Origin of the sequence: Zavarzinia aquatilis, assembly GCF_003173035.1 — a bacterium.
Taxonomy (GTDB): domain Bacteria; phylum Pseudomonadota; class Alphaproteobacteria; order Zavarziniales; family Zavarziniaceae; genus Zavarzinia; species Zavarzinia aquatilis.
This window is the reverse complement of the sequence record NZ_QGLE01000007.1, coordinates 23,208-47,511: the sequence shown is the minus strand read 5'-3', so window position 1 is coordinate 47,511 and position 24,304 is coordinate 23,208. Positions and strand designations below refer to the sequence as shown.

21 protein-coding genes are annotated in these 24,304 nt (G+C 67.7%); 12 read left to right on the top strand and 9 right to left on the bottom strand.

Annotated elements, in window-relative coordinates:
• Positions 1–9 precede the first annotated feature (9 nt).
• Positions 10–798, bottom strand: a complete 789-nt coding sequence (gene fabI, locus DKG74_RS12820; protein WP_109906416.1) for an enoyl-ACP reductase FabI — start codon at positions 796–798, stop codon at positions 10–12.
• On the bottom strand, positions 782–2,515 hold the full coding sequence (locus DKG74_RS12815; RefSeq protein ID WP_109906414.1) for a PHA/PHB synthase family protein: 1,734 nt from the start codon (positions 2,513–2,515) through the stop codon (positions 782–784). Before DKG74_RS12815 ends, fabI begins: the two co-directional genes overlap by 17 nt.
• Positions 2,516–2,659: 144 nt before the next feature.
• Here DKG74_RS12815 and DKG74_RS12810 point away from each other — a divergent pair, with 144 nt between their 5' ends.
• From DKG74_RS12810 to DKG74_RS12800, 3 genes are read left to right on the top strand one after another with little or no spacing between them, the layout of a single operon-like run.
• Complete coding sequence (locus DKG74_RS12810) at positions 2,660–3,646, top strand: HlyD family secretion protein (protein WP_109906412.1); 987 nt, start codon at positions 2,660–2,662, stop codon at positions 3,644–3,646.
• Positions 3,646–6,354 carry a ribosome-associated ATPase/putative transporter RbbA gene (gene rbbA / locus DKG74_RS12805; RefSeq protein WP_109906410.1) on the top strand — a complete coding sequence of 903 codons (2,709 nt, stop codon included), beginning with the start codon at positions 3,646–3,648 and terminating at the stop codon, positions 6,352–6,354. The genes DKG74_RS12810 and rbbA overlap by 1 nt, the downstream gene beginning before the upstream one ends.
• Position 6,355: 1 nt before the next feature.
• Positions 6,356–7,486: an ABC transporter permease gene (locus DKG74_RS12800; protein WP_109906408.1), complete on the top strand. Its 1,131-nt coding sequence runs from the start codon at positions 6,356–6,358 to the stop codon at positions 7,484–7,486.
• A gap of 26 nt (positions 7,487–7,512) precedes the next feature.
• On the opposite strand, the gene opgC is transcribed toward DKG74_RS12800, so the two are convergent.
• The 4 genes from opgC to bufA2 all read right to left on the bottom strand — a co-directional run bounded on the left by opgC (position 7,513) and on the right by bufA2 (position 10,681).
• Positions 7,513–8,736, bottom strand: a complete 1,224-nt coding sequence (gene opgC / locus DKG74_RS12795; protein ID WP_109906406.1) for an OpgC domain-containing protein — start codon at positions 8,734–8,736, stop codon at positions 7,513–7,515.
• A 73-nt stretch (positions 8,737–8,809) separates the two neighbouring features.
• A complete protein-coding gene (locus DKG74_RS12790; RefSeq protein ID WP_109906404.1) occupies positions 8,810–9,556 on the bottom strand; it encodes an HvfC/BufC N-terminal domain-containing protein in 747 nt (248 codons plus the stop codon).
• Positions 9,553–10,368: an MNIO family bufferin maturase gene (gene bufB, locus DKG74_RS12785; protein WP_109906402.1), complete on the bottom strand. Its 816-nt coding sequence runs from the start codon at positions 10,366–10,368 to the stop codon at positions 9,553–9,555. Before bufB ends, DKG74_RS12790 begins: the two co-directional genes overlap by 4 nt.
• Positions 10,369–10,429: 61 nt before the next feature.
• Complete coding sequence (gene bufA2 / locus DKG74_RS12780) at positions 10,430–10,681, bottom strand: BufA2 family periplasmic bufferin-type metallophore (protein WP_109906400.1); 252 nt, start codon at positions 10,679–10,681, stop codon at positions 10,430–10,432.
• Between the two features lie 138 nt (positions 10,682–10,819).
• Here bufA2 and DKG74_RS12775 point away from each other — a divergent pair, with 138 nt between their 5' ends.
• The 4 genes from DKG74_RS12775 (at position 10,820) to DKG74_RS12760 (ending at position 15,613) form a co-directional block, all read left to right on the top strand.
• On the top strand, positions 10,820–12,367 hold the full coding sequence (locus DKG74_RS12775) for a hypothetical protein (RefSeq protein WP_109906398.1): 1,548 nt from the start codon (positions 10,820–10,822) through the stop codon (positions 12,365–12,367).
• Between the two features lie 34 nt (positions 12,368–12,401).
• Entirely contained in the window at positions 12,402–13,394 is a 993-nt protein-coding gene (locus tag DKG74_RS12770) for a glycosyltransferase (RefSeq protein ID WP_109906396.1), read from the top strand.
• Between the two features lie 75 nt (positions 13,395–13,469).
• Complete coding sequence (locus tag DKG74_RS12765) at positions 13,470–14,804, top strand: TldD/PmbA family protein (protein WP_109906394.1); 1,335 nt, start codon at positions 13,470–13,472, stop codon at positions 14,802–14,804.
• The gene (locus tag DKG74_RS12760; protein WP_109906392.1) at positions 14,801–15,613 is read left to right on the top strand and encodes an inositol monophosphatase family protein; all 813 of its coding nucleotides are present in this window, start codon (positions 14,801–14,803) and stop codon (positions 15,611–15,613) included. Before DKG74_RS12765 ends, DKG74_RS12760 begins: the two co-directional genes overlap by 4 nt.
• 2 nt (positions 15,614–15,615) lie before the next feature.
• Here DKG74_RS12760 and DKG74_RS12755 read toward each other — a convergent pair whose 3' ends face one another.
• On the bottom strand, positions 15,616–16,320 hold the full coding sequence (locus DKG74_RS12755; RefSeq protein WP_165837666.1) for a protein tyrosine phosphatase family protein: 705 nt from the start codon (positions 16,318–16,320) through the stop codon (positions 15,616–15,618).
• A 129-nt stretch (positions 16,321–16,449) separates the two neighbouring features.
• On the opposite strand from DKG74_RS12755, the gene DKG74_RS12750 reads away from it, so the two are divergent.
• The 5 genes from DKG74_RS12750 to DKG74_RS12730 all read left to right on the top strand — a co-directional run bounded on the left by DKG74_RS12750 (position 16,450) and on the right by DKG74_RS12730 (position 22,035).
• Positions 16,450–18,216: an ABC transporter ATP-binding protein gene (locus tag DKG74_RS12750; RefSeq protein ID WP_243404123.1), complete on the top strand. Its 1,767-nt coding sequence runs from the start codon at positions 16,450–16,452 to the stop codon at positions 18,214–18,216.
• Positions 18,194–18,961 (top strand): lysophospholipid acyltransferase family protein, encoded by a 768-nt coding sequence (locus tag DKG74_RS12745; protein ID WP_165837665.1) that lies wholly within the window; start codon positions 18,194–18,196, stop codon positions 18,959–18,961. Before DKG74_RS12750 ends, DKG74_RS12745 begins: the two co-directional genes overlap by 23 nt.
• Entirely contained in the window at positions 18,958–20,238 is a 1,281-nt protein-coding gene (locus DKG74_RS12740; protein ID WP_243404122.1) for a 3-deoxy-D-manno-octulosonic acid transferase, read from the top strand. Before DKG74_RS12745 ends, DKG74_RS12740 begins: the two co-directional genes overlap by 4 nt.
• Complete coding sequence (gene lpxK, locus DKG74_RS12735) at positions 20,225–21,190, top strand: tetraacyldisaccharide 4'-kinase (RefSeq protein WP_165837662.1); 966 nt, start codon at positions 20,225–20,227, stop codon at positions 21,188–21,190. Before DKG74_RS12740 ends, lpxK begins: the two co-directional genes overlap by 14 nt.
• A gap of 62 nt (positions 21,191–21,252) precedes the next feature.
• A complete protein-coding gene (locus DKG74_RS12730; protein WP_109906382.1) occupies positions 21,253–22,035 on the top strand; it encodes a 3-hydroxybutyrate dehydrogenase in 783 nt (260 codons plus the stop codon).
• Here DKG74_RS12730 and eutC read toward each other — a convergent pair whose 3' ends face one another.
• Both eutC and DKG74_RS12720 read right to left on the bottom strand, forming a co-directional pair.
• Positions 22,036–22,842 carry an ethanolamine ammonia-lyase subunit EutC gene (eutC, locus tag DKG74_RS12725; protein WP_109906380.1) on the bottom strand — a complete coding sequence of 269 codons (807 nt, stop codon included), beginning with the start codon at positions 22,840–22,842 and terminating at the stop codon, positions 22,036–22,038.
• Positions 22,839–24,245: an ethanolamine ammonia-lyase subunit EutB gene (locus DKG74_RS12720; RefSeq protein WP_109906378.1), complete on the bottom strand. Its 1,407-nt coding sequence runs from the start codon at positions 24,243–24,245 to the stop codon at positions 22,839–22,841. Before DKG74_RS12720 ends, eutC begins: the two co-directional genes overlap by 4 nt.
• Positions 24,246–24,304: the final 59 nt, after the last annotated feature.

Sequence of the window (24,304 nt, the reverse complement as noted above, 5' to 3'; positions counted from 1 at the left end):
CGCCCTGCATTAATCGGTGACGTGATAGCCGCCGTCGACGAAGGCGATGTTGCCGGTGACCCCGGTCGAGAAATCCGAGACGAGGCCGGTCGCGATGGCGCCGACTTCGGAAATGTCAACCAGGCGGCGGGCCGGGGCGCGTTCCCGCGCGGCGTCGATCAGGGCATCGAAATGGTCGATGCCCGACGCCGCCCGCGTCTTCAGCGGCCCGGGCGAGAGGGCGTTGACGCGGATGCCCTTCGGCCCCAGTTCGGCCGCGAGGTAACGCACGCTGGCCTCGAGCGCGGCCTTGACCGGGCCCATCACATTGTAATTGTCGATGACCTTCTCGCTGCCGTGATAGGACACGGTCAGCAGGCAGCCGCCGTCCTTCATCAGGGGTTCCGCCAGCCGGGCCATGCGGATGAAGGAATGGCAGGAAATATCCATGGCGAGGGAGAAACCCGCGCGGGAGCTGTCGGTCACCCGGCCATGCAGATCGTCCTTCGGGCAGAAGGCGATCGAATGCAGTACGAAGTCGAGCCGGCCCCAGCGGGCACGGATCGCCTCGAAGGCGGCCGCCATCTCGTCGTCGCTCTGCACATCCATCTGCAGCAGGAGGCCGGCGCCGACCTCTGCCGCGACGGGCGCGACATGGGGCTTGGCCTTTTCGTTCAGATAGGTAACCGCGAGTTCGGCCCCCGCCGCGGCGAACAGGCGGGCGCAGCCGGTCGCGATAGAATCGCGATTGGCGATGCCGGTCACGAGACCGACCTTGCCGGCCAGCAGGCCGGTCAGTTTTTCAGGGTTGGTGAACATAGGAACCCGGAGCCTCCTCGAGTACGCTGTAACCGGCGGCATCATTTCCCGTGGCGGGCGGCGCGACGCGCGGGCGCCCGGCCTGTTTCCCTTCGATCCATTCGGCCCAGGCCGGCCACCACGAACCCTTGTGCTCGGGCATGGTCCGTGCCCAGGCGTCGGGTTCGACATGGCATTCGTTGGCGCCGTGATGGCTGATCTGATAGTGGCGGCGCGGGTTTTCGGGGCCGGCCACGATACCGGCATTGTGCCCGCCCGAGGTCAGCAGGAAGGTCACGTCGGTATCGGTCAGCTGGTGGATCTTGAACACCGATTTCCACGGCGCGACATGGTCGGCGACGGTGCCGACGGCGAAGATCGGCGCGCGGATGTCGGTCAGGGCGATAGCCCTTTCGCCCACGCGGAACTGGGCGCGGGCGAGTTCGTTCTCGAGGAACAGATGCCGCAGATACTCCGAATGCATCTTGTAGGGCATCCGGGTCGCGTCGGCGTTCCAGGCCATCAGGTCGATCATCTCCTCGCGCTGGCCAAGCAGATAGTCGTGGATGATGCGCGACCAGATCAGGTCGTTGGAGCGCAGCAGCTGGAAGGCGCCCGCCATCTGGCCGGTGGCGAGATAGCCCTTCTGCCACATCATGTCTTCAAGGAAGGTGACCTGGCTTTCGTTGATGAAGAGGCCGATTTCGCCCGGTTCGGTGAAGTCGGTCTGGGCGGCGAAGAGCGTGATGCTGGCGAGCCGGCTGTCGCCGTCGCGGGCCATGGCGGCGGCGGCGATGGAGAGCAGGGTGCCGCCCAGGCAGTAGCCGGTGGCATGGACTTTCTCGCCGGGCACGACCGCGTTGATCGCGTCGAGCGCGGCCATGACGCCCAGCCGGAGATAATCCTCCATCCCGAGGTCGCGGTCGCCGCCATCCGGGTTCTTCCACGAGATCATGAACACCGTGTGGCCCCGGTCGGTCAGATATTTGACCAGGGAATTCACCGGCGACAGGTCGAGGATGTAATATTTCATGATCCAGGCCGGCACGAACAGGATCGGCTCGGCGAAGACGTCGCTGGTCGTCGGGCTATACTGGATCAGCTCGATCAGCCGGTTGCGCAGGATGACCTTGCCGGGGCTGACCGCCAGATTGACGCCGACCTCGAAGTGATTGGTCGAGGGCTTGGTGTGGGCGAGACTGGCGCCCGTGTCCTCGATGAAATTCTGCAGGCCACGAATCAGGTTGGCGCCATGCTGCACCATGGTCTGTTCGAGCACGACCGGGTTGGTGGCGATGAAATTGGTCGGCGCCATCATGTCGAGCAATTGCCGCGTGACGAAGGAGACCACCTCGCTGTGCTGCCGCGTTTCACCGCGCACGCCGGTCGTCGCCTCGTGCCACCATTGTTCGGTGGTCAGGAAGCTCTGGGCCAGGAGGTTGAAGGGGAAGCGCTCCCAGGCCGGATCGTCGAAACGGTGATCGCCTTTCACCGTCTGGGCCGGATGCGGCGCCGGAACTTCGGGCTCGAACGCGCTGTGGGCGGCGAAACGCATCAGATTGGTGCCCGCGGTCAGCGCCTTCTCGACCAGTTCGAGCTGCTTTCCGGGGGAGCCGGCGAGATGCAGCAGCCAGTCGCTGTAGGCGGCCATCAAGGCTGTCGGGGAAATACCCCCCGTCAGCCGGGCGGTCGCCGACTTGGTTAGACGGTCCAGCGTCGATGTCGTATTCTCGTTCATCGCGTACTCCACAATCCAATGCCGTCAGTCTGACGCCATGGTGCACTGCATCATTGACCTGTATCATGGCTTTGCGATTGAGGCACTTTACATGTCTGTGATGCGCGCTGCGCACTGCACAATGATTTCGAGTGGGACAGTCAGATGAACAAGCCGACCAAAGCCGCGATCCTTCTGGTGGTTGTGGCGGCGCTGGCCGCGGGCGGCTATGGGCTCTGGCAGAGCCGACAGGCCGGACGCCTGCCGCCGGGTATCGCCAGTGCCAACGGCCGACTGGAGGCCGATCAGGTCGATGTCTCGACCAAGATGGCAGGCCGGATCGTCGAGATTCTGGTGCGCGAGGGTGATTTCGTCGAAAGCGGTGCCGTGATCGCGCGCATGGACCGGGCGGAGCTGGACGCGCAATTCGCTGGCGCCAAGGCGCAGGTCGTGCAGGCCGAGAAAGCGGCCGCTTCGGCGACCGCCGCCATCGACCAGGCCGCCAGCCAGCAGGCGCTGGCGCAACAGGAATTCCAGCGCGCCGAGGCGCTGCAGCACCGTGGCTATCAGTCGATCGAGGTGCTGGACCAGCGCCGGGCCCAGCTCGCTTCGGCCGCGGCGGCGCTCGAGGCGGCGAAGGCCAACGAGCAGCAGGCGCTGGCGGCGATCGACACCGCCAAGGCGGCGGTCAACCGGCTGCAGACCCTGATCGACGACACGACGCTGGTCGCGCCCCGGGCCGGCCGGGTGCAATACCGTCTGGCCGAGCCGGGCGAGGTTCTGGCGGCCGGCGCCCGGGTGGTGACCCTGCTCGACGTCGGTCAGGTCTATATGACCGTGTTCCTGCCGGCATCGCAGGTCGGCCGGCTCGAAGTCGGCGGCGAGGCACGGCTCGTGCTCGATCCCGTGCCCGATCTGGTGATCCCGGCCACGGTGTCTTTCGTTTCGGCCGACGCCCAGTTCACCCCCAACGCGGTCGAAACCAAGGACGAGCGCGACAAGCTGATGTTCAAGGTGAAGCTGCGCATCGACCCCGACCTGCTGGTGAAATATCAGACCCAGGTGAAGACCGGCGTGCGCGGCCTTGGCTATGTCCGTTACGACGCCGCCGCCGTCTGGCCCGACCGGCTGGCCGTGAGGTTGCCGCAGTGATGGAAGGCGTCGCCGTCCTCGAAGGGGTCGGCCATCGCTACGGCAGTGTCGCCGCGCTCGCCGGTGTCGATCTCGCCATTCCGGCGGGCTGCATGGCGGGTCTGATCGGGCCGGACGGCGTGGGCAAATCGACCCTGCTCGCCCTGATCGCCGGCGTGCGCAAGGGCCAGGCGGGCAGGGTGACGGTGCTGGGCGGCGACATGACCGACCGGCGTCACCGCCAGGCCAGCCTGACCCGCATCGCCTATATGCCGCAGGGCCTGGGCCGCAATCTCTATCCGACCCTGTCGATCTTCGAGAATCTGGACTTCTTCGGCCGGCTGTTCGGCCAGCGCCGGGCCGAGCGCGAAGCGCGCATCGCCGAACTGGTCGCGGCGACCGGCCTCGCGCCCTTCGTCGACCGGCCGGCGGGCAAGCTGTCGGGCGGGATGAAGCAGAAACTGTCGCTGTGCTGCGCCCTCATTCACGATCCCGACCTGCTGATCCTCGACGAGCCGACGACGGGTGTCGATCCCCTGTCGCGGCGCCAGTTCTGGGACTTGATCGACCGTATCCGCGCCCGCCGCCCGGGCATGAGCACGCTGGTCGCCACCGCCTATATGGAAGAGGCGGAGCGTTTCGACTGGATCGCCGCCATGGACGACGGCAAGGTGCTGGCGACCGGCAGCCCGGCCGAAATCAGGGCGAAGACCGCCACCGCCACCCTCGAAGCCGCCTTCATCAGCCTGCTGCCTGACGATAAATCCGCCGCCGCCGGGGTCGTCGTGCCGCCGCGGCCGGGCGATGGCGGCGACATCGCCATCGAGGCCACGGGACTGACCTGTCGTTTCGGCGCCTTCACCGCGGTCGACAATGTCTCCTTCCGCATCGAGCGGGGGGAGATTTTCGGCTTCCTCGGCTCCAACGGCTGCGGCAAGACGACGACGATGAAGATGCTGACCGGCCTTCTGTCGCCCACCGAGGGCGAGGCGCGGCTGTTCGGTCAGGTGCTCGACGCCGACGACATGTCGACGCGGCGGCGGGTTGGCTACATGTCCCAGTCCTTCTCGCTCTATGGCGAGCTGACCGTGCTGCAGAATCTCGAGCTGCACGCCCAGCTGTTCCATCTGGAGCCCGAATTCGCGAAGAAGCGTATCCGTGAGGTGCTGGGCGATTTCGATCTGGTCGATGTCCGCCACAGTCTGCCGGACGATCTGCCCCTTGGCATCCGCCAGCGCCTGCAACTGGCCGCCGCCGTGCTGCATGGGCCGGACATGCTGATTCTCGACGAGCCGACCTCGGGCGTCGATCCGGTCGCCCGCGACCAGTTCTGGCGTTTCCTTGTCGATCTCGCCCGCAACAAGGGCGTCACGATCTTCATCTCGACCCATTTCATGAACGAGGCGGAGCGTTGCGACCGCATCTCGCTCATGCACGCGGGCAAGGTGCTGGCCGTGGGCACGCCCGCCGAACTGGCCGCCTCCAAGGGGTCAGCCCGGCTGGAGGATGCTTTCATCGCCTATCTCGAGGCGGTGGCGGAAGCGCCCGATGGTGCGGAGGCGCCGGTGGCCGATGTCGCCGAGGCCGGCGGTCAGGCGTCGCGGCTGTTCTCGCCGCTGCGCTGGTTCGCCTATGCCCGGCGCGAGACGATGGAAATCCTGCGCGATCCCATCCGTCTCGCCTTTGCCTTTTTCGCCCCTGTGCTGCTGATGATCACCTTCGGATATGGCATTTCCTTCGACGTCGAGGATTTGCCCTATGCCGTGGTCGATCAGGACCAGAGCCGGGAAAGCAGGGCCATCCTCGACGCGTTCGAGGGCAGCCATTCCTTCGAGCTGAAATCGCGTCTGACCGATCCGGCCGCGGCCGAGGCGGGCCTGCGCAATGGCACATTGAAATTCTATGTCGAGGTGCCGCCGAATTTCGGCCGCGACCTGCTGGCCGGGCGGGCGCCGGAAATCGGTGTCTGGATCGACGGCGCCATGCCGTTCCGGGCCGAGACCACGCGCTCCTACGTGAGGGCCGCGATCGCCCAGCGGATGGCGGCGATCGCGGCCGATCAGGGCGTAACCCTGTCCGGCGATGCCTATTCTGTGGTCAGCCGCTTCCGCTACAACCAGTCGTTCAAGAGCGCGCCGGCCATCGTGCCCGGCGTCGTCATGCTGATGCTGGTGCTGATCCCGGCGATGATGACCGCCGTCGGCGTCGTGCGGGAAAAGGAAACCGGCTCCATCGCGAATTTCCGCTCGACCCCGGTCACGCGGCTGGAATTCCTCACCGGCAAGCAGGCGCCCTATGTGGTGATTTCGGTCGGCAGTTTCGTGCTGATGCTGATCCTGGCGACCCTGCTGTTCGACGTGCCGGTGAAAGGGTCTTTCCTCGCGCTGGCTGGCGGTACTTTCGCCTATCTGCTCTCGACCACGGGTTTCGGTCTGCTGGTTTCCTGCTTCACCCGCTCGCAATTGGCGGCGATTTTCGCGACCGCGATCATCTCGATCATTCCGGCGGTGAATTTTTCCGGCCTGCTGGTGCCCGTCTCGTCCCTGTCCGGCGGCGGGCGGCTGTTCGGGCTGGCTTTTCCGGCGGGCTGGTACCAACAGATCAGCGTCGGCGCCTTCACGAAATCGCTCGGCTGGACCGATCTCTGGATGAATCATCTCATGCTGGCGGCCTTCGGCCTCGTCTTCATCATCGCGGCCATGCTGGCCCTGCCCAAGCAGGAGCGCTGAGATGCGGCAGCGCCTCGCCACCATCTACCGGCTCGGCATCAAGGAATTGCGCTCCCTGCGGGCCGATCCGGTGATGATGTTCCTCGTGGTCTATACCTTCACCGTTGCCATCTACACGGTCGCGACCGGGGCGCGTTTCGATGTTCACGATGCCGCCGTGGCGGTGGTTGACGAGGATCGCTCCGCCTTGTCGCGCGCGGTCGCCGATGCCATCCGTCCGCCCCAGTTCAAGCCGCCGGTCGAGATCGGCGCGGACGAGATCGAGCGGGTCATGGATCAGGGGCGCTATGTCTTCGTCATCGACATTCCGCCCCGCTTCGAGGCCGATGTCCTTGCCGGGCGGGCGCCGGAAGTGCAGATCAATATCGACGCGACGGCGATGACGCAGGCGGGCAATGGCCTCGCCTATCTGCGGGGCGTGCTGTCCGACACCATCGGCGACCGGTTGCGCCACGAGGCGCCGGCGGCGGCCGGCGCGGTCGATCTGGTGACCAGGGCGCGCTTCAATGCCAACCTCGCTTCGGAATGGTTCACGCCCGTCATGCAGGTGATCAACAACATCACCATCCTGACCGTGATCCTGACCGGCGCCGCCTTCATCCGCGAGCGCGAGCACGGCACCATCGAACACCTGCTGGTGATGCCTGTACGCCCGATCGACATCCTGCTGTCCAAGGTCTGGGCCAACGGTCTCGTCATCGTGATCGCGGCGACGCTGTCGCTGCTCCTCGTGGTGCGGGGCTTGCTCGGGGTGCCGCTCGCGGGCTCGGTCGCGCTCTTCATCGCGACCTCGGTGCTTTACGAATTCTCGATCGCGACCATGGGCATTTTGATCGCGACCTTCACCAGTTCCATGCCGCAGTTCGGCCTGCTGGCGCTGCCGATCCTGATCATGATGAACCTTCTGTCGGGCAGCACCACGCCGATGGAAAGCATGCCGGTCTGGCTGCAGGGGGTGATGCAGCTTTCGCCCTCGACCCATTTCGTCGCGGCGTCCCAGGCCATCCTCTATCGCGGGGCCGGGGTTGCGGTGATCTGGCCCAGCCTGCTCGCCATGGCGGGGATCGGCGCGCTGTTCTTCGTCGTCGCCGCCAGCCGCTTCCGCAAGACCCTGTCCGCCATGCGGGGCTGACCCCCCGGCGGGCTTCAGGGGCCGGCTTAGCGGGTCTGCAGGCTGATCGGGCGCCGTGCCCGCGCCGCCTCGCGTTGCTGGCTCAGGCTGTGCCACATCGCGGGGATCGCCAGGCTGGCGACCGAGGCGATGATGATCAGGCTCTTGGTCATCTCGTTGAAGGGGCCACCAGCCCAGTCGATGGCGACCACGGCATAGGCGACGAGGACGTGGAAGGCATAGACCTGCAGCGAATGCTGGCCAAGGAAGACGAAGAACGGCCGGCGGAAGGTATAATGCAGACCGCGCGCGACGAAGGCGACGGGGGCGGGCAGGTTATCTTCCAGGGCGTTGTGCAGCGTCCAGGCCATGACATAGGCGATGGCCGCGAAATTGACGACATAGACGAGGCTCAGGTCCTCGCGGCGCAGCAGGCGATAGAACTGGTCGCCGGTCGGGGTGCCGCCCAGAAGGCCGAGGCCATGAACGATCCGGCAGATCGCGAAGACGAGGACCACGACAGCGGCGACCAGCGCGAGATCGGCGCGGCGTCGGTGCAGCAGGGCCTCGACTTCGAGCCGGCCGCATTTCGCCGCCGTACCCAGCACGACACCGCAGACGAACAGCAATTGCCAGCCCAGCGGGTTGAAGTAGGAACGGATGGTGCCGTTGGAATCGGCGGCCGCGACCAGCCGGGCCAGGGCATCGACCATCGGCAGATGCAGGCCCATCTGGGTCATGATCCAGACGGCGAAACTGCCGGCGATGACGGCGAGGCCGTGTCCCGCCACCGTCGCCCGGACGAGGAGGGGGGCGATCAGCAGGTAGATCATGTATTGCGGCAGAATATCGAGATAGGCCGGCTGATAAAGCAGGCTGACCGCCGTCGCGACATGGTCGAGCGGCGCTTCCGCCAGCTTGCCCAGCTGCCAGCCCCAGATTTCGGCGCCTGAAGGCAGCAGATAAGCGGTGCCGACCACGACGAACAGGGTGAGCAGCAACAGGCGGTAAAGTTCGCCCACGCGGGAAATGGCCTTGCCGGTCATGGCCTTCGCGCCCTGCTTCAGCAGGGTGCGGGTATAGGCCAGGCCGATGACGAGACCGGACAGGAAGACGAAGCCCTGCGCGTCCTCGACAAAGGAAATTTCGCCGTGGTGCAGGCGGAGCAGCGCGGCGCCGTCCTGGAATTTGATATGGCTCGACATCATCAGGACGAGGAAATAGCCCCGCAGTCCATCAATCACGGCGATGCGATTGGCACCTGCGGACATTGAAAACGCTCCCCGGACATCAAGCTGTCACAAAGCCTGAAATGCCGTGGATCGCCTTTCGGTTCCATAGAATTTACAACCGCATGGCGGATATGATTTCCGTGATGCACCAACCGGCAAACCAGTTCAGGGCCTGACCGGGGTCGAGGGAGCCGAGGGCTTCGCCAAAGCTGGCGCCCGACCGGAAGGCCGCCAGCAACTGGTCCTCGCCCGGCTGCAGCGGCCGGTACTGCGGATCGAGACCGAGACGCCAGACGGCGAGGGCCAGGGGTGCGGCGAGCGGTCCCGGGCGCTCCACCGTTTCGCCTGCTTTGGCGGCGGGCCAGATTTCGTGCACCGGATGGTGCAATTCGATGACGGAAAGGCCGGGCTGGACGTCCGCCCGCAGGTCATCCCACGCCTCGGCCGGCAACGCCGCCAGCTCGGCGACACTCACAATCCCGCCGGGTTCGGCATCGAAGGCGAGGCCGAGCGCCCATTCAAAGGCCGCCATTTCGGCCGCCACGGGATCGCCTGCTTCGGCGAGGTCGGCGGCGAACGACCGCCCCAGCCAGCGGACGGACGGATGATGCGACGGGTGGCGCCCAACATAGGCGCGCGCCGCGTCGGCGAAGGCCGCGGCGCCCATCAGGCCGCGCGTGCCCGGGAACTCTGCCTCCAGCACCTCGACGAGGCGGGCGCCATAGGCGTGGCGATAGACCCCGGCCAGCGTGGCGCGGTCGGCACGGGCGCCGTCGGCGATCAGGCCTTCGATGACGGCAGGGGCGCGGCCCAGCAGATCGTCGGCGATCATGCGCTGCAGGTCTGCGAGGGCGCTCATGCCGCCTGCTCCAGCGCCTTCGCCGCGCGCAGCCGGTCCAGCTCGGCCAGAAGCTCGGGCAGGGGGGGGATGTTGGCGTCACGCTCGATCATGGTCGGCACCGCGCCGAAGCGGCGGATCGCCTCGGCATAAAGGGCGAAGACGTCTTCGGCGATGGGCGCGTCATGGGTGTCGATGATGTGGTCGCCCATGTGACTGTGCCCCGCCATGTGAATCTGGCGGATCGCCCGGCGCGGCAGGGCATCGAGAAAGCCGAGGGCGTCGAAACCGTGATTGAAGGCGCTGACATAGACATTGTTGACGTCGAGCAGCAATTCGCAGCCGCTGCGTGCCACCAGCGCGGCGAGAAATTCCGCTTCGGACAGGTCGGAGACGGCGAAATTCATGTAACTCGAGACATTCTCGATCACCAGTGGCCGGCGCAGCCGGTCCTGAACCCGGCCGATGCGGTCGGCGACATGGGCCAGTGCCTCGTCGGTATAGGGCAGGGGCAGCAGATCGTGCAGATTGACGCCGCCGACGCCGGTCCAGCACAGATGGTCCGATATCCACGCGGGCTGCACCCGGTCGGCCAGCGCCGCGAGATCGTCGAGGTAACGCGCGCTCAAGGGGTCGGTGCCGCCGATGGAGAGCGAGACGCCATGCATGACCATCGGATAGCGGTCGCGCAGCCGGTCGAGCCACCACAGGGGCCGGCCGCCGCCGACCATGAAATTCTCGGAAATGATCTCCAGCCAGTCGACGGCGACGCCGTCCCGGTCGAGATCGAGATAATGTTCGGCACGCAGGCCGAGGCCGAATCCCTGTACCATCGCCGCTCCCGCAGGAAAACGGGGCCGGGTGAGGCCGGCCCCGCATTGCGATCCTGCCGGATCAGCCGACCTTGCCGCCAGCCGCGTCGCAGGCCGCCTTGTCCGGGGTCACGATGAAGCCCTGGCCCTTGCAGGCGTTCTGGCCCTTGCAGGCATTGGTCGCGGTCTTGCAGGCGCTGGTGCCCTTGCAGGCATTGGCGCCCATGCAGTGGACGCCTTCCGAGGCGGAGGCCGCGATCGGCGCCAGCATCATCGCGCCGGCGGAGAAGAGAGTGGCCGCCGCGGCGGCGAGGGTGAAACCGGTCTTGCTCATGTCGTCCCCCTGGATCATCCAGTGTAAGGTAGCTTCATGCACCGCCTCGGGTGCTTCCGTCGGCGGGAGCCAGCCTTGCCAGCCGGTCTCATGGGGTAGTTCGGCGTATTTTCACCGAAGTTACAGAAGGTCCGGGTCATGAATCCCGAATTCCGGTCTTTTTCGTATCAGCACGCATTTTCCGCGTTTCTTCTCGTCGCCGGCATCGCCGGCTGCGGCGCGCTTGCCGCCTGGCTGGGGCAGGATGCCGGCTGGGACCTGCGCAATTACCATTGGTATGTGCCCTACGCGGTGATCGGCGGGCGGCTCGGCTTCGATATCCTGCCGTCCTTCATGGGGCCGACCTTTCACAATCCCGGCATCGACATGCCGTTCTGGCTTGCTGTCCATCTGCTGGGGCCGCAGGGGGCGACGATCCTGCTCGGCGCGGTGCAGGGGCTGAACATCCTGCCACTCTATCTCATCGCCCGGCGGGCGCTGCCGGCCCTGCCACCGGTCGGCGCCGCCCTGCTGGCGCTGGCCGGCATCTTCGGGGCGATGAACATCGGACTTCTGGGCGCGACGGCGGGGGACAATCTCCTCTCCCTCTTCGTGCTTTGCGCGATCGCTGCCCTGCTGTCCGGCCCGCGCGGGCTGTGGCTGGCGGGACTGGTCGCCGGGGCGGGCTTCGGGCTGAAGCCGGTGCTCGCGCCCTTCATCGTCGGCCTCGCCCTCACGGTGATCGGATGCGAGGCGTTCCGACCGGGCGGTTTCCGTCGCATTGCCGGTTTCGCCCTGTGCGGCATCGCCGGCACGCTGCTGACCGGCGGCTGGTGGATGGCGATCCTCTATATGCACTTTGGCAATCCGCTGATGCCCTATTTCAACGATGTCTTCGCTTCGGCCTATGTCCCGGCGCGGACCTATAGTGACCCGGGTTTCACGGCAGGCCTGCCCTGGCCGCGCATCCAGCTGCCTTTCCTCGCCGGGATCGTCGACCACGTCGCGGCCGAGGCGGTCTTTACCGACATCCGCCTGCCGGCGGCCTATCTGGGCGCCATCGGCCTTGTCCTCGCCGCCGTCTTCGGGCGCCTGCGCGGGGCGGCCTTGCGCCTTGGCCTCGTCGTCGTGCTGACCCTCATGGTCTGGTCGGTGATCTTCGCCATCTATCGCTATGTCCTTGCCTTCGAGATGCTGGGGCCGTTGCTGATGGCTGCGGCGCTGATGGTCTGGATCGGGCGGCGCGGGCCGGCGCTGGTCGCTGCCACCCTGGCGGTCGTCGTCATCCTTGCCGTGACCCGCCCGCCGGAGACCGAGCGGGTCGATTTCGCCGCCGACCTGACCGGGGTCGAGGTTCCGCCGATCGACGATCCGGCCCATACCCTTGTCCTGATGGCGGGCCTGACCCCTGCGGCCTTTCTGATTCCGTCCTTTCCGGCGGAAATCCGTTTCCTGCGCTTCGACGGTTACTGGATCGAGCCGGCGGAGACCGGCGCCCTCTATGCCCGCGAGATTCGCGCGGCGCTGGACGATGCCGCCTACCGCCGCCTGATCCTGTTCAATCCGGAGGAGGAGGAGCGGGTCGTGCCGGCGCTGGCCAGCCTTCGCCCCGGCCTGACGCTGGGCGCCTGCCGGCCGGTGCCGCATCGTTTCGCGCGTGCGGGAACGAATGGGGGCCGCTTCGTGTTATGTGAGATCGAAGGCTGAAGGCCAGGCCCGCGGGGGCCGGAAGGATATCGACATGGACTGGACTGCGGGTGCCGGGCGCGAGATCGCCGTCATCGTTCCCTGCCTGAACGAGGAAGCGGCCATCGCCCGGGTGGTGAAGGATTTCCACGCCGTGCTGCCCGGCGCGACGGTCTATGTCTACGACAACATGTCGACTGACCGGACGATGGAGGTGGCGCGCGCCGCCGGTGCCGTCGTCCGTCAGGTCAGCCATCGCGGCAAGGGCAATGTCGTGCGCCGCATGTTCTCGGATGTCGACGCCGACATCTACATCATGGTCGACGGTGACGGCACCTATGACGCCGGGGCCGCCCCCGCCATGGTGCGCCGCCTGGTCGACGAAAACCTCGACATGGTGGTCGGCACAAGGGTCGACGACGATCCGGAGGCTTACCGGGCGGGCCACCGCTTCGGCAACTGGCTGCTGACCACGCTGGTCACCCGGCTGTTCGGCCGCACCTTCACCGACATGCTGACCGGTTACCGCGTGTTCTCGCGCCGCTTCGTGAAGGCTTTCCCCTCGCTCTCCGGCGGCTTCGAGATCGAGACGGAAATCACCGTGCACACGCTGGAACTCCGCCTCGCCACGGCCGAGATGCCGACGCATTACAGCGCCCGGGTCGAGGGCAGCCAGTCCAAGCTGTCGACCTATCGCGACGGTTTCCGCATCCTGAAGCTGATCCTGCGGCTTCTGATGCTGGAAAAGCCGCTGGCCCTGTTCGGCAGTTTTGCCGGGGTGTTCCTGCTCGCCTCCATCGGTTTCTTCATTCCGGTCCTTGTCGATTACATCGCGACCGGCCTCGTGCCGCGCTTCCCCACCCTGATCGTCTCGGTCGCGCTGCTGACCCTGTCCGTGCTGTCGCTCATGACCGGCATCATCCAGGACAATGTCACCCGGGGCCGGCAGGAGCTGAAGCGCCTGTTCTATCTCGCGGCGGGCGAGCGGGCGGATGCCCGCGTCCCCCTCGCGGGCAAGGAAGACACGCGGCGCCTCGCCCGGGGCTGAGACATTTGAAGACAAGGGCTGACGCCGGCCGTCCGATCCCTTTAGGATGCGCCCCGCATTCTATTGGGTAAGAAGATGGCCGAACCACTGGATCTGCTCGACGACTTGCTGGGTCGGGCCCGCCGCGCCGGGGCCGATGCCGCCGACGCGCTCTATTTCGAGGCGATTTCCCTCGGCGCCTCGTGGCGACTCGGGAAGCTCGAGGAACTGGAGCGGTCGGAGACAAGGGACCTCGGCCTTCGGGTCTTCGTCGGTGCGTCGCAAGCCATCGTCTCGTCGAGCGAAATCGATTCGCCCGCCCTCGACCGTCTGGTCGAGCGCGCGGTCGGCATGGCGAAAGTCGCCCCGCCCGACCGTTTCGCCGGCCTCGCCGATCCGGCGCTGCTGGAAACCGCGCCGCCCGACCTCGAGATGTTCGATCCCGACGAGCCGGACCCGCAGGTCCTGTTCGATCGCGCGGCCAAGGCCGAGGTCGCGGCCCTCGCCGTCGCGGGGGTGACCAATTCGGAAGGCGCCAGCGCCAGCTGGGGCGCCAATCGGGTCGGCATGGCGACGAGCGGCGGCTTTGCCGGCGAGTATCGCAACTCCATGCACTCGGTCTCGGTTTCGGTCCTCGCCGGCAGCGGCACGGGGATGGAGCGGGATTACGACTATGCCGCGACCCGCTTCGCCGCGGACCTCGACGATCCCGAGGCCATCGGCCGCCACGCGGGCGAAAAGGTCGTGCGCCGCCTCAACCCGCGCAAGGTCAAGACCGCGCGGGTGCCGGTGGTCTTCGATCCCCGCATCGCCTCCTCGCTGATCGGCCATCTGCTGGGCGCCATCAACGGTGCCGCGATCACCAGGGGCACCTCCTTCCTGAAGGACCGCATGGGCGAACAGATTTTCGCCCCTGGCATCGAGATCGTCGACGATCCTTCGCGGCGCCGGGGCCTGCGCTCCCGCCCGTTCGACGGCGAAGGGGTCCGCGTCTCGACCCGGAAGCTGATCGACGACGGCCGGCTGACCACTTGGCTGCTCGACAGCGCCTCGGCCCGCCAGCTCGGTCTCGTCACCACGGGCCATGCCTCGCGCGGGACCTCCGGCCCGCCGAGCCCGAGCGCCAGCAATGTCCACATGGCGCCCGGCACCCTGTCGCCGGCCGAGCTGATGGCCGATATCGACAGCGGCTTCTATGTCACCGAACTGATCGGCTCGGGCGTCAACGGCATCACCGGCGACTACAGCCGGGGCGCCGCCGGCTACTGGATCGAGAAGGGCCAGCTGGCCTATCCGGTCAGCGAATTGACCATCGCCGGCAACCTGAAGGACATGTTCCCCCGCCTGACCCCGGCCAGCGACCTGACCTTCCGCTACGGCACCAATGCGCCGACGCTGCGGGTCGAAGGCATGACCGTCGCGGGCACATGAGCGGCGACGACCTTCCCCTGCTGATCGACGCCGCGCGGGCGGCGGGGGCGCTCGCCCTCCACTATCAGGACAGGGGTTACGACATTCGGGAAAAGCCGGGTCAGGGCCCGGTGACCGACGCCGACATGGCGGTCGACGCTTTGCTGCGCGACACCCTGTCGAAGGCGCGGCCCGATTACGGCTGGCTGTCCGAAGAAAGCACCGATGATCCGGCGCGCCTGCTGGCGCCGCGCCTGTTCGTCGTCGATCCCATCGACGGCACGCGGGCCTTCATCAAGAAACGGCCGCTCTATGCCGTCTCCCTCGCGGTTGTCGAGGGCGGGCGGCCGGTGGCGGGCGTCGTCTTCAATCCGGCGACCGGCGAATTGTTCGACGCGGCGGCGGGGCAGGGGGCGCGGCTGAATGGCGACGCGATCCGGGTCAGCGACCGGGATGCCATCGACGGCGCGCGGTTGGTCGGGCCGGCCGACATGTTCCGCTCCCGCTTCTGGCCGACGCCTTGGCCAACCATCGACATCAGCCCGTCCAGCTCCATCGCCTATGCCCTGTGCCAGGTGGCGGGCGGGCTCAGCCACGGCTCGGTCAGCCTGACGGGCAAGAGCGACTGGGATATCGCCGCTGCCGACCTCATCGTGCGCGAAGCCGGCGGCATCGCCAGCACCCACGAGGGGGAGGGCTTCGTCTACAACCGTCCCTCGACCCGGCACCGCAACGTGATTTCGGCGGGGCCGCGCCTGCACCGGGCGCTGCTGACGAAACTGAGCGAGTTCAATCCGCCGCCGGACGTCGCCCGCGCCATGATGGGCTGAGTCTATTCGCGGCCGAGGATGCGGTCGACGATCAGATTGCCGATCAGGCCGGCGTGGAAATCCCGCTTCATCTGCTTCGGGTCATAGACCGTGTCGACCCAGGTCCAGAAGTCGATGCCGGTCGCGTCGCGCGCGGCAATATACTCGTCGAAGAACTGGTCGAGCACGCCGGTCTTGCCCTGGCGGATATGGCCATAGCGCAGCGAGAGCTGGCGCTTCGCCTCTTCCGGCGTCCTGCCCTCGTGGATCAGCAGGAACAGGGCGGAAGTGATGCCGGCCCGGTCCGCGCCCGACTTGCAGTGGACGAGGGCTGGATATTCGATCCGCGCGAAGAGATCCTTCAACTCGTGCAGGCGTTTGGCCGGCGGCGGCTCGCGCGAGGTCATGACGAAATCGACGAGGGCGATGCCCGCTTCCTCGGCCGCGTCCTTCTCGAACAGATAGGTCGCGCAGTCGCGGGGGCCGCGCAGGTTGACGATGGTGCGGACGCCCTGCCGGGCGAGGCCGCGCACCTGCCATGACGTCGGCTGGGCGCCGCGCCACAGGTTCTCGTTCACTTTCCGCTTGTTCCAGAACAGCAGACGGAAGATGCCGTGATCGACGAACAGCACCTCGGCCCATGCGGCCAGACGGCGCCAGGGCGTATCCGCGTCGCCGCGCAGGCGGCGGAACCGGTCCCCGGCCTTGCGGGTCTGGCGCTTGAACAAATTCGATCCTTTTCTTACTGGCCCGCCCCATATAGCGAGGCGGCGCACCCCCGGCAAGGCCGGGTCCGCCGGGTTTTGCGCCGGAGGGCAGACGTGATAGCGTGCCGCTCCGCAACAGCGAGTTCAGATTTGACCACCGAGCCTTCCCCGTCTGCCGTCGATCCCGCGAAGACGTCCACCGTCCGCCGCCTGCTGAAAGGCGCGGTCAAGCCCCACGCCAGGCGCCTCGCGCTGGCCGGCGTGATGATGGCGATCGTCGCCGGCATGACCGCGCTGCTGGCCTATCTGCTCGACCCGGCGATCAACGAGATTTTCGTCAACCGGAACCAGACCGCGCTGTGGGCGGTGCCGGCGGCGGTCGTTGCCTCGGCCATCGTCAAGTCGGTCGCCGACTATATCCAGAGCGTGCAGATGTCCTATGTCGGCCAGCGCATCGTCGCCGACACCCAGCTCAGCCTGTTCGACAATTTCATGCGCGCCGATCTTGCCTGGATTCACGACATTCACTCGGGCCGGCTGATTTCCGCCTTCCTCTATGACGCCGGCCTGCTGTCCGACGCGGTTTCCAAAGGCGTGGTCGGGCTTCTGCGCGACGCCGTCTCGGTGCTGATGCTGATCGGCGTCATGTACTACCAGAACTGGCAGCTCGCCCTCGTCGCCTCGGTCGGCTTTCCCGTCGCCGCCTTTGTCATGCGCCGCCTCGGCCGCAAGACCCGGAAAGTGTCGGGCAAGGCGCAGGCCGAGACCGGCACCCTGTCGTCCCTCCTGACCGAGCGGTTCGACGGCACCCGGCTCGTCAAGGCTTACGGCCGCGAGGCGGACGAACTGGCGACCGTCACCGCCTCCGTGGAGCGGCGCCTCGGCCATCTGATGCGCGGTGTGCGCACCAAGGCGGCCACGGTGCCCCTGAACGACGCCGTGGGCGCGGTCGCCATCGCCGCCGCCATCCTCTATGCCGGGCTGCAGGCGCAGAGTTCGGAAATGAGCTTCGGCGGCTTCACCAGTTTCATCGCCGCGATGATCATGGCCTATCAGCCGCTGCGCAGTCTCTCGACCCTGAACAATACCTGGCAGGAAGGTCTCGCCGCCGCCGACCGCGTCTTCGCCATGCTCGACGTGAAGCCCAAGGTGGCCGACGCCCCCGATGCCCCCGACATCGCGGTGGCGCGCGCCGAGATCGTCTTCGAGGATGTGCATTTCGCCTATAACGATGGCACCCCGGCGCTGAAGGGTGTCTCGCTCACCGTGCCGGCGGGCAAGACCGTGGCGCTGGTCGGGCCTTCCGGCGGCGGCAAATCGACGACGATCAATCTGATCCCGCGCTTCTACGATCCGACCGGCGGCCGCATCCTGATCGACGGGCAGGACATCAAGGGCGTCACCCTCGCGTCGCTGCGCCGCGCGATGGCGCTGGTTGCGCAGGAAGCGACCCTGTTCGACGACACGATCGCCAGCAATATCGCCTATGGCCGTCCGGGCGCGCCGCAAAGCCAGATCGAGGCGGCGGCGCGGGCGGCGGCGGCCCATGACTTCATCATGGGCCTGCCGCAGGGCTATGACACGGTGGTCGGCGAATCCGGCGTCAAACTGTCGGGCGGGCAGCGTCAGCGCATCTGCATCGCCCGGGCCTTCCTGCGCGATGCCCCGATCCTGCTGCTCGACGAGGCCACCTCGGCCCTCGACACCGAGTCGGAGCGGCAGATCCAGGCGACCCTGCGCGGCCTCATGAAGGGCCGCACCACCCTCGTCATCGCCCATCGCCTGTCCACCATCGTCGACGCCGACTGTATCCATGTGGTCGAGGGCGGCCGCATCGCCGAGAGCGGCAGCCACGACGAACTTATCGCCAAGGGCGGTCTCTATGCACGGCTCTATGCCCAAGCCGAAGCCGAATAGGCGCAAGAAGCGCCCGTCGCTGGGCCGGCGCCTCGGGCGCTCGGCCTTCGTGATGCGCCTCGCGGCCTTTCTGATCGGCAGCTACATCGGCTTCGTGCGCCGGACCAGCCGCTTCGACGAGGATGGCCCGGGCCTCGCCCGCCTGCTGGAAAGCTGGAACGGCGGCGCGCCCATGATCATGGCCTTCTGGCACGGCCGGCTGCTCATGATGGCGCGCTTTCGCAAGGGGCCGACGCTGCGCCGCATCCATGTCCTCATCTCGAACCATGCCGATGGCGAGATCATCGCCCGCTCGATCGAAGGGCTTGGCATGTCGACGGTGCGCGGCTCGTCCCGCAAGGGCGGTTATGCCGCGATGCGCGAGTTGCATCAGGTGATCGAGGCTGGCGGCCACGCCGCCTTCACCCCCGACGGTCCCAGCGGTCCCTGCATGCACGCCAAGGGTGGCACCATCGCCGCCGCTTCCATGGGCGGGATTCCGGTCTTTCCCGTTACCTTTTCGGCCCGGCGTGGCCCCGTGCTGAACAGCTGGGATCGTTTCCTGCTGGCGACGCCGTTCAATCGCGGCCTCTATCTGGTGGGCGAGCCCTTCACCGTGCCGCCCGACCTCGACGAGACGGCGTTCGAGCAGTGGCGGCAGCGGCTGGAAGATGACCTGAACGCCCTGACCCATGAGGCCGACCGCCGCATGGGCCGCCCCCGGGTCGAGCCGCCGCCGCCCAGGGTCCGGGGCGCCCGGCGATGATGACCCCCGGCCTCTACCGGCTGCTGACCTGGATGGCGACGCCGCTGGTCCGCCCGCTGCTCGAGCGCCGCCGCCGCCGGGGCAAGGAGGACGCCGCCCGCCTGAACGAGCGCCTTGGCCTTGCGGCGCGCGCCCGGCCCGATGGCCGGCTGATCTGGCTGCATGGCGCCAGCGTCGGCGAGGCGCAGTCGGTGCTGGGCCTCATCCGCCGGCTGGTGGAATTGCCGGGGCTTTCGGTCCTGCTGACCACGGGCACTGTCACCTCGGCCGGGCTGATGGCCGGGCGCCTGCCCGCCGGGGCCTTTCACCAGTTCGTGCCGGTCGACCATCCCGCCGCCGTCCGCCGCTTCCTCGATCATTGGCGCCCGGATGCCGCGCTGTGGATCGAGAGCGAGCTGTGGCCCAACCTCGTGCTTGAAACCGCGCGGCGGGGCGTGGCCATGGCCCTCGTCAACGGCCGCATGTCGGAGGCGAGCGCGAAGGGCTGGCGAAAGCGGCCCGGGCTGATCCGCCCGCTGATGGCGGCTTTTCGCTTCGTCGCGGCGCAGAGCGCGGCCGACGGCGAGCGTTTCCGCGCGCTCGGCGCCGCCGATGTCCGCCTTCTGGGCAATCTGAAATTCGATGCGCCCGCCCTTGGCGCCGATGCCGCCGCCCTCGCGACCCTGGCGGCCCAGGCGGGGGAGCGGCCGCGCTGGCTCCTCGCCTCCAGCCACAAGGGGGAGGAGGCGCAGGCCGGCCGGGCTCACGCCGCCCTCAAGGCGCGCTGGCCCGATCTTCTGACCCTGATCGTTCCCCGCCATCCCGAGCGGGGCGAGGATGTCGCGGCCGAACTGACCGAGATGGGCCTTGCCGTCGCAAGGCGCCGGGCAGGCGAGCCCATCGCGGCCGGCACCGATATCTATGTCGCCGACACCATCGGCGAACTTGGCCTGTTCTATCGCCTGTCGCCCATAGCCGCGATGGGCGGCAGTCTGGTGCCCCATGGCGGCCAGAACCCGCTGGAGCCGGCGCGCCTCGGCTGCGCGCTGGTCACCGGCCCCCATATGGGCAATTTCGCCGAGGTGATGGACAGTTTGCGTGCCGGTCATGCCGTGGCCGAAGTCGCGGACGAGGCCGCGCTGGCCACCCTGATCGGTGATCTTCTCGCGGATGACGCGCGGGTGGCGGCGCTCGGCGTGGCAGCCGCGGCCGTGGCGGTGGCAGGGGACGGTGTCGTCGACCGGGTGCTGGCGGCGGTGCGCGATCTGCCGGGGCTGGACCCGCGTGCGGGCGCCTGAGTTCTGGGCCGGACCGGGGCGAGGCGGCTGGCGGGGCGCCGCGCTCGCGCCGCTGTCCGCGCTCTGGCGGCTGGCGACAAGGCGCCGGCTGGCGCGCGGCCTTCCCTTCGATCCCGGCATCCCCGTCATCTGCATCGGCAATGTGACCGCGGGCGGCACCGGCAAGACGCCTTTCGCCCTTCTGGTCGCGCAGCGTCTGATCGCCCTCGGCCGGCAGCCGCATTTCCTCTCGCGCGGGCATGGCGGCAGCGCCGCCGGTCCCTTGCAGGTCATGGGGCAGGGGGCCGATGTCGTCGGCGATGAACCCCTGCTGCTCGCGAGGGCCGCGCCGGCCTGGGTTGCACGTGACCGGGTGGCGGGGGCGAAGGCGATCCGCGCGGCGGGCGGCGACGTCATCGTGATGGATGACGGCTTCCAGAACCCGGCGCTGAAGAAGCGCCTGTCCTTCCTCGTCCTCGACGGCGGCGCCGGTCTTGGCAACGGCCGGGTGATCCCGGCGGGGCCTTTGCGCGAAGACTGGCTGGAGGCAAGGGCGCGGGCGCAGGCCATCGTCATCGTCGGCGCCGAGACGCGGGCAATGCCCGACACGGGCAGCCTGCCGGTGCTCCGCGCGGCGATTCGGCCTCTCGATCCCGCCGCCTTCGCCGGACGCCGCGTCTTCGCCTTCGCCGGCATCGGCCGGCCCGCCAAATTCTTCGACAGCCTCGCCGGGGCGGGGGCCGTGGTGGTGGCGACGCGGGCCTTCGCCGACCATCATCCCTACACCCCCGCCGAGATCGAGGCGGTCCGGGCAAAGGCCCGCGCCCTCGACGCGGTGCCGGTCACCACGGCCAAGGACGCCGCCCGCCTGAGCGGCGACAGGGCCCGGGGCATCGAGGTGTTCGAGATCGGCCTTGCCGTGGATTCCCCGGCGTCGCTCGACCAATTGCTGGGGGTGTGTTTGCGCGATTAGGTCTCGAAACTGTCGTGGGGCCGGTTCATGCTGTGTCGCGGCAATTCTTGAGGAGGCCATTCATGCTTAAAGGGCGCAACGCCATCGTCACCGGATCGACCAGTGGCATCGGCCTTGGCATTGCCCGCGGTTTCGCCGCCGCCGGCGCCAATGTCGTGATCAACGGCTTCGGCAAGCCCGAGGATATCGAGAAGGAACGGGCGGGGCTCGAGGCCGAATTCGGCATCACCGCGATCTATTCCGGCGCCGACATGAGCAAGGGCGAGCAGATCGCGGCCATGGTCGCCGAAGCCGAGGAAAAGCTGGGCTCGGTCGACATTCTGGTGAACAACGCCGGCATCCAGCTGGTCAGCCCGATCGACACCTTCCCGATCGAGAAGTTCGAGCAGATCGTCGCGATCAACATGGTCAGCAATTTCCATGCGATCCGCGCCGCCCTGCCGGGCATGAAGAAGCGCAACTGGGGCCGCATCATCAATGTCGCCTCGGCCCATGGCCTCGTCGCCTCGCCCTTCAAGTCGGCCTATGTCGCGGCGAAGCACGGCGTCGTCGGCATGACCAAGACGGTCGCCCTCGAAATCGCGGAAATGAAGATCACCTGCAACGCGATCTGCCCCGGCTTCGTCCGCACCCCGCTGGTCGAGGCGCAGATCGCCGATCAGGCCAAGGTGAACAACATGCCGGTCGAGAATGTCATCCGCGACATCATCCTTGCCTCGCAGCCGAACAAGCGCTTCGTCGAGGTTTCGGAAATCGCCGCGCTGGCGACCTTCCTCGCCGGCGATCACGCGCTGTCGATCAACGGCACCTCGATTTCCATCGACGGCGGCTGGACCGCGCGCTGATCAGCCTTCGATCAGCAAGGCGGCGGGGCCGGTTTCCAGTTCCGCCGCCGAGTCTTCCTTGAGGTCGATGCCGGTCAGGCCGCGGGCCAGGGCTTCGCGCGCCAGCCAGGCGATCTTGAAGGCGGCGTCCTTGGGCGCGAGGCCACCGGGCCGGATGTTCGAGACGCAGTTACGCGCCGAATCAGGCGTGCCGTCCGCCGGGCGATAGGTGATGTAACAGCCGAGCGAATCGGCGGCGGACAGGCCCGGCCGCTCCCCGATCAGCACGATGACCAGTTCCGCCTCGAGCGCGGCGCCGATGGGATCGCCGATGGCGACCCGGCCCTGTTCGGCGACGACGACGGCATCGAGCGCGAGGCCGTAAGCCTCCAGCCGGGCGGCGACGGCATCGAGGGTGGGCAGGGCGTTGGCGCCAACCGCCGCGGCCGACAGACCGTCCGCGATCACGGCGACGATGCGCGCCGCACCGAGTTTCGCCCGCAGCAGGGCGCCATTGGCGGGCGCCAGGGTCCGGCCGAGGTCGGGCCGGCGGACATAGGTCGCGCGGTCGCCCGCCTCGCTGGCGACGACGGCGACCGGATAGCCGCGATTGGCGATCTCGCCGGCGAGGCCGCGCGCGTCCATGGCCGACCAGACGGCATCGCGCGCCCGGGCATGATCCAGGGTGAATTTCAGATGCGCCGCCGTCGGCAGACCGGAACCCGCCCGGCCAAGGCCGACACGGGCGGCGGTGAAGCGGCGCAGGTCGTCGAGCACCGGCGTCGCCGGGGTGACGACCTCGGGCGGGCGATTGTTCTCGTCGCTCATTCCGCGGCCTCCAGACGGGCGGTGATGGCGGCGAGGCCAGGGCGCATGGCCAGCGGATCGGGATCGGGCCGCAGGCGGCCGGCGCTATCGGTCAGGCCGACCTTGGCCAGCCAGGCCTCGAATTCCGGCGCGCGCCCGCGCCCGGTGATGTCCCGCGCCGACAGGGCATCGTGATAGGACAGGCTCTGGTAATTCAGCATGACGTCGTCGGCGCCCGGCACGGTGATGACGAAATTCACCCCGGCGTTGACGAGCAGCAGCAGCAGCCCGTCCATGTCGTCCTGATCTGCGTCGCAATGGTTGGTGTAGCAGACGTCGACCCCCATGGGGACGCCCAGCATCTTGCCACAGAAATGGTCCTCGAGGCCGGCGCGGGTGATTTCCTTGCCGTTGTAGAGATATTCCGGGCCGATGAAGCCGACCACCGTGTTGACCAGCAAGGGCTCGAAACGGCGGGCGACGGCATAGGCGCGGGCCTCCATCGTCTGCTGGTCGACGCCATGATGGGCATTGGCCGAGAGGGCGGCGCCTTGCCCGGTCTCGAAATACATGACGTTGCGCCCGATGGTGCCCCGGCCCAGCGACAGGGCGGCGTCCCGCGCCTCGGCGAGCACGGCGAGGCTGACGCCGAAGCCGGCGTTGGCGCCTTCCGAGCCTGCGATCGACTGGAACACCAGATCGACCGGCGCCCCCTTGTTGATCGCCTTGATCGCCGTCGTGACATGGCCAAGGCAGCAGGTCTGTGTCGGCACGTCGAGGCGCGCGCGGATATCGTCGAGCAGGGTGACGACGCGGGTATAGTCCTGCACGCCGTCGGTTGCAGGGTTGACGCCAAAGACGGCATCGCCCGCGCCGAGCAACAATCCGTCGACCAGGCTGGCCGCGATGCCGCGCGAATCGTCTGTCGGGTGGTTCGGCTGCAGGCGGGTGGCGAAACGGCCAGGCAGGCCGATCGTGTTGCGAAAGGCGGTGACGACCCGGCATTTCGCCGCGACCAGCACGAGATCCTGCAGGCGCATCAGCTTGGAGACCGCGGCCACCATTTCAGGGGTAAGGCCGGGGCGGATCGCCGCCAGTGCCTCGGGCGTTGCCTGCGGCGACAGCAGCCATTCGCGGAATTCGCCGACGGTCATCGAGGCGATGGGGCGAAAGGCCGCGGCATCGTGACCGTCGACGATCAGGCGGGTGACCTCGTCGATCTCGTAGGGCACGAAGGTCGCGGTCAGAAAATCGGCAAGCGGTGCCTCGGCAAGCGCCATCTGTGCCGCAATTCGGTGCACCGCGCTTTCCGCCGCGAGGCCCGCCAGCTCGTCACCGGAGCGTTTCGGCGTGGCTTTCGCCAGCAAGTCCTTCAGGTCGGAAAAGCGCCAGTTCGTGCCGTCGAGCGCGATCGAATAGGCCATCTGCACACGCCTCACATCGCCGTGTTCACCATGGGATACCGGCGGGATCAGGCTAGCAC

Excerpts from the sequence above, each read along its gene's own strand:
- DKG74_RS12720 (WP_109906378.1), bottom strand. The coding sequence starts at position 24,245 with ATGGCCTATTCGATCGCGCTCGACGGCACGAACTGGCGCTTTTCCGAC.
- DKG74_RS12730 (WP_109906382.1), top strand. The coding sequence starts at position 21,253 with ATGCTTAAAGGGCGCAACGCCATCGTCACCGGATCGACCAGTGGCATC.
- DKG74_RS12770 (WP_109906396.1), top strand. The coding sequence starts at position 12,402 with ATGGACTGGACTGCGGGTGCCGGGCGCGAGATCGCCGTCATCGTTCCC.
- DKG74_RS12790 (WP_109906404.1), bottom strand. The coding sequence starts at position 9,556 with ATGAGCGCCCTCGCAGACCTGCAGCGCATGATCGCCGACGATCTGCTG.
- DKG74_RS12815 (WP_109906414.1), bottom strand. The coding sequence starts at position 2,515 with ATGAACGAGAATACGACATCGACGCTGGACCGTCTAACCAAGTCGGCG.
- fabI (WP_109906416.1), bottom strand. The coding sequence starts at position 798 with ATGTTCACCAACCCTGAAAAACTGACCGGCCTGCTGGCCGGCAAGGTC.
- opgC (WP_109906406.1), bottom strand. The coding sequence starts at position 8,736 with ATGTCCGCAGGTGCCAATCGCATCGCCGTGATTGATGGACTGCGGGGC.
- rbbA (WP_109906410.1), top strand. The coding sequence starts at position 3,646 with ATGGAAGGCGTCGCCGTCCTCGAAGGGGTCGGCCATCGCTACGGCAGT.
- DKG74_RS12745 (WP_165837665.1), top strand. The coding sequence starts at position 18,194 with ATGCCCAAGCCGAAGCCGAATAGGCGCAAGAAGCGCCCGTCGCTGGGC.
- DKG74_RS12810 (WP_109906412.1), top strand. The coding sequence starts at position 2,660 with ATGAACAAGCCGACCAAAGCCGCGATCCTTCTGGTGGTTGTGGCGGCG.
- eutC (WP_109906380.1), bottom strand. The coding sequence starts at position 22,842 with ATGAGCGACGAGAACAATCGCCCGCCCGAGGTCGTCACCCCGGCGACG.
- DKG74_RS12760 (WP_109906392.1), top strand. The coding sequence starts at position 14,801 with ATGAGCGGCGACGACCTTCCCCTGCTGATCGACGCCGCGCGGGCGGCG.
- DKG74_RS12740 (WP_243404122.1), top strand. The coding sequence starts at position 18,958 with ATGATGACCCCCGGCCTCTACCGGCTGCTGACCTGGATGGCGACGCCG.
- DKG74_RS12800 (WP_109906408.1), top strand. The coding sequence starts at position 6,356 with ATGCGGCAGCGCCTCGCCACCATCTACCGGCTCGGCATCAAGGAATTG.
- DKG74_RS12765 (WP_109906394.1), top strand. The coding sequence starts at position 13,470 with ATGGCCGAACCACTGGATCTGCTCGACGACTTGCTGGGTCGGGCCCGC.
- bufA2 (WP_109906400.1), bottom strand. The coding sequence starts at position 10,681 with ATGAGCAAGACCGGTTTCACCCTCGCCGCCGCGGCGGCCACTCTCTTC.
- DKG74_RS12775 (WP_109906398.1), top strand. The coding sequence starts at position 10,820 with ATGAATCCCGAATTCCGGTCTTTTTCGTATCAGCACGCATTTTCCGCG.
- bufB (WP_109906402.1), bottom strand. The coding sequence starts at position 10,368 with ATGGTACAGGGATTCGGCCTCGGCCTGCGTGCCGAACATTATCTCGAT.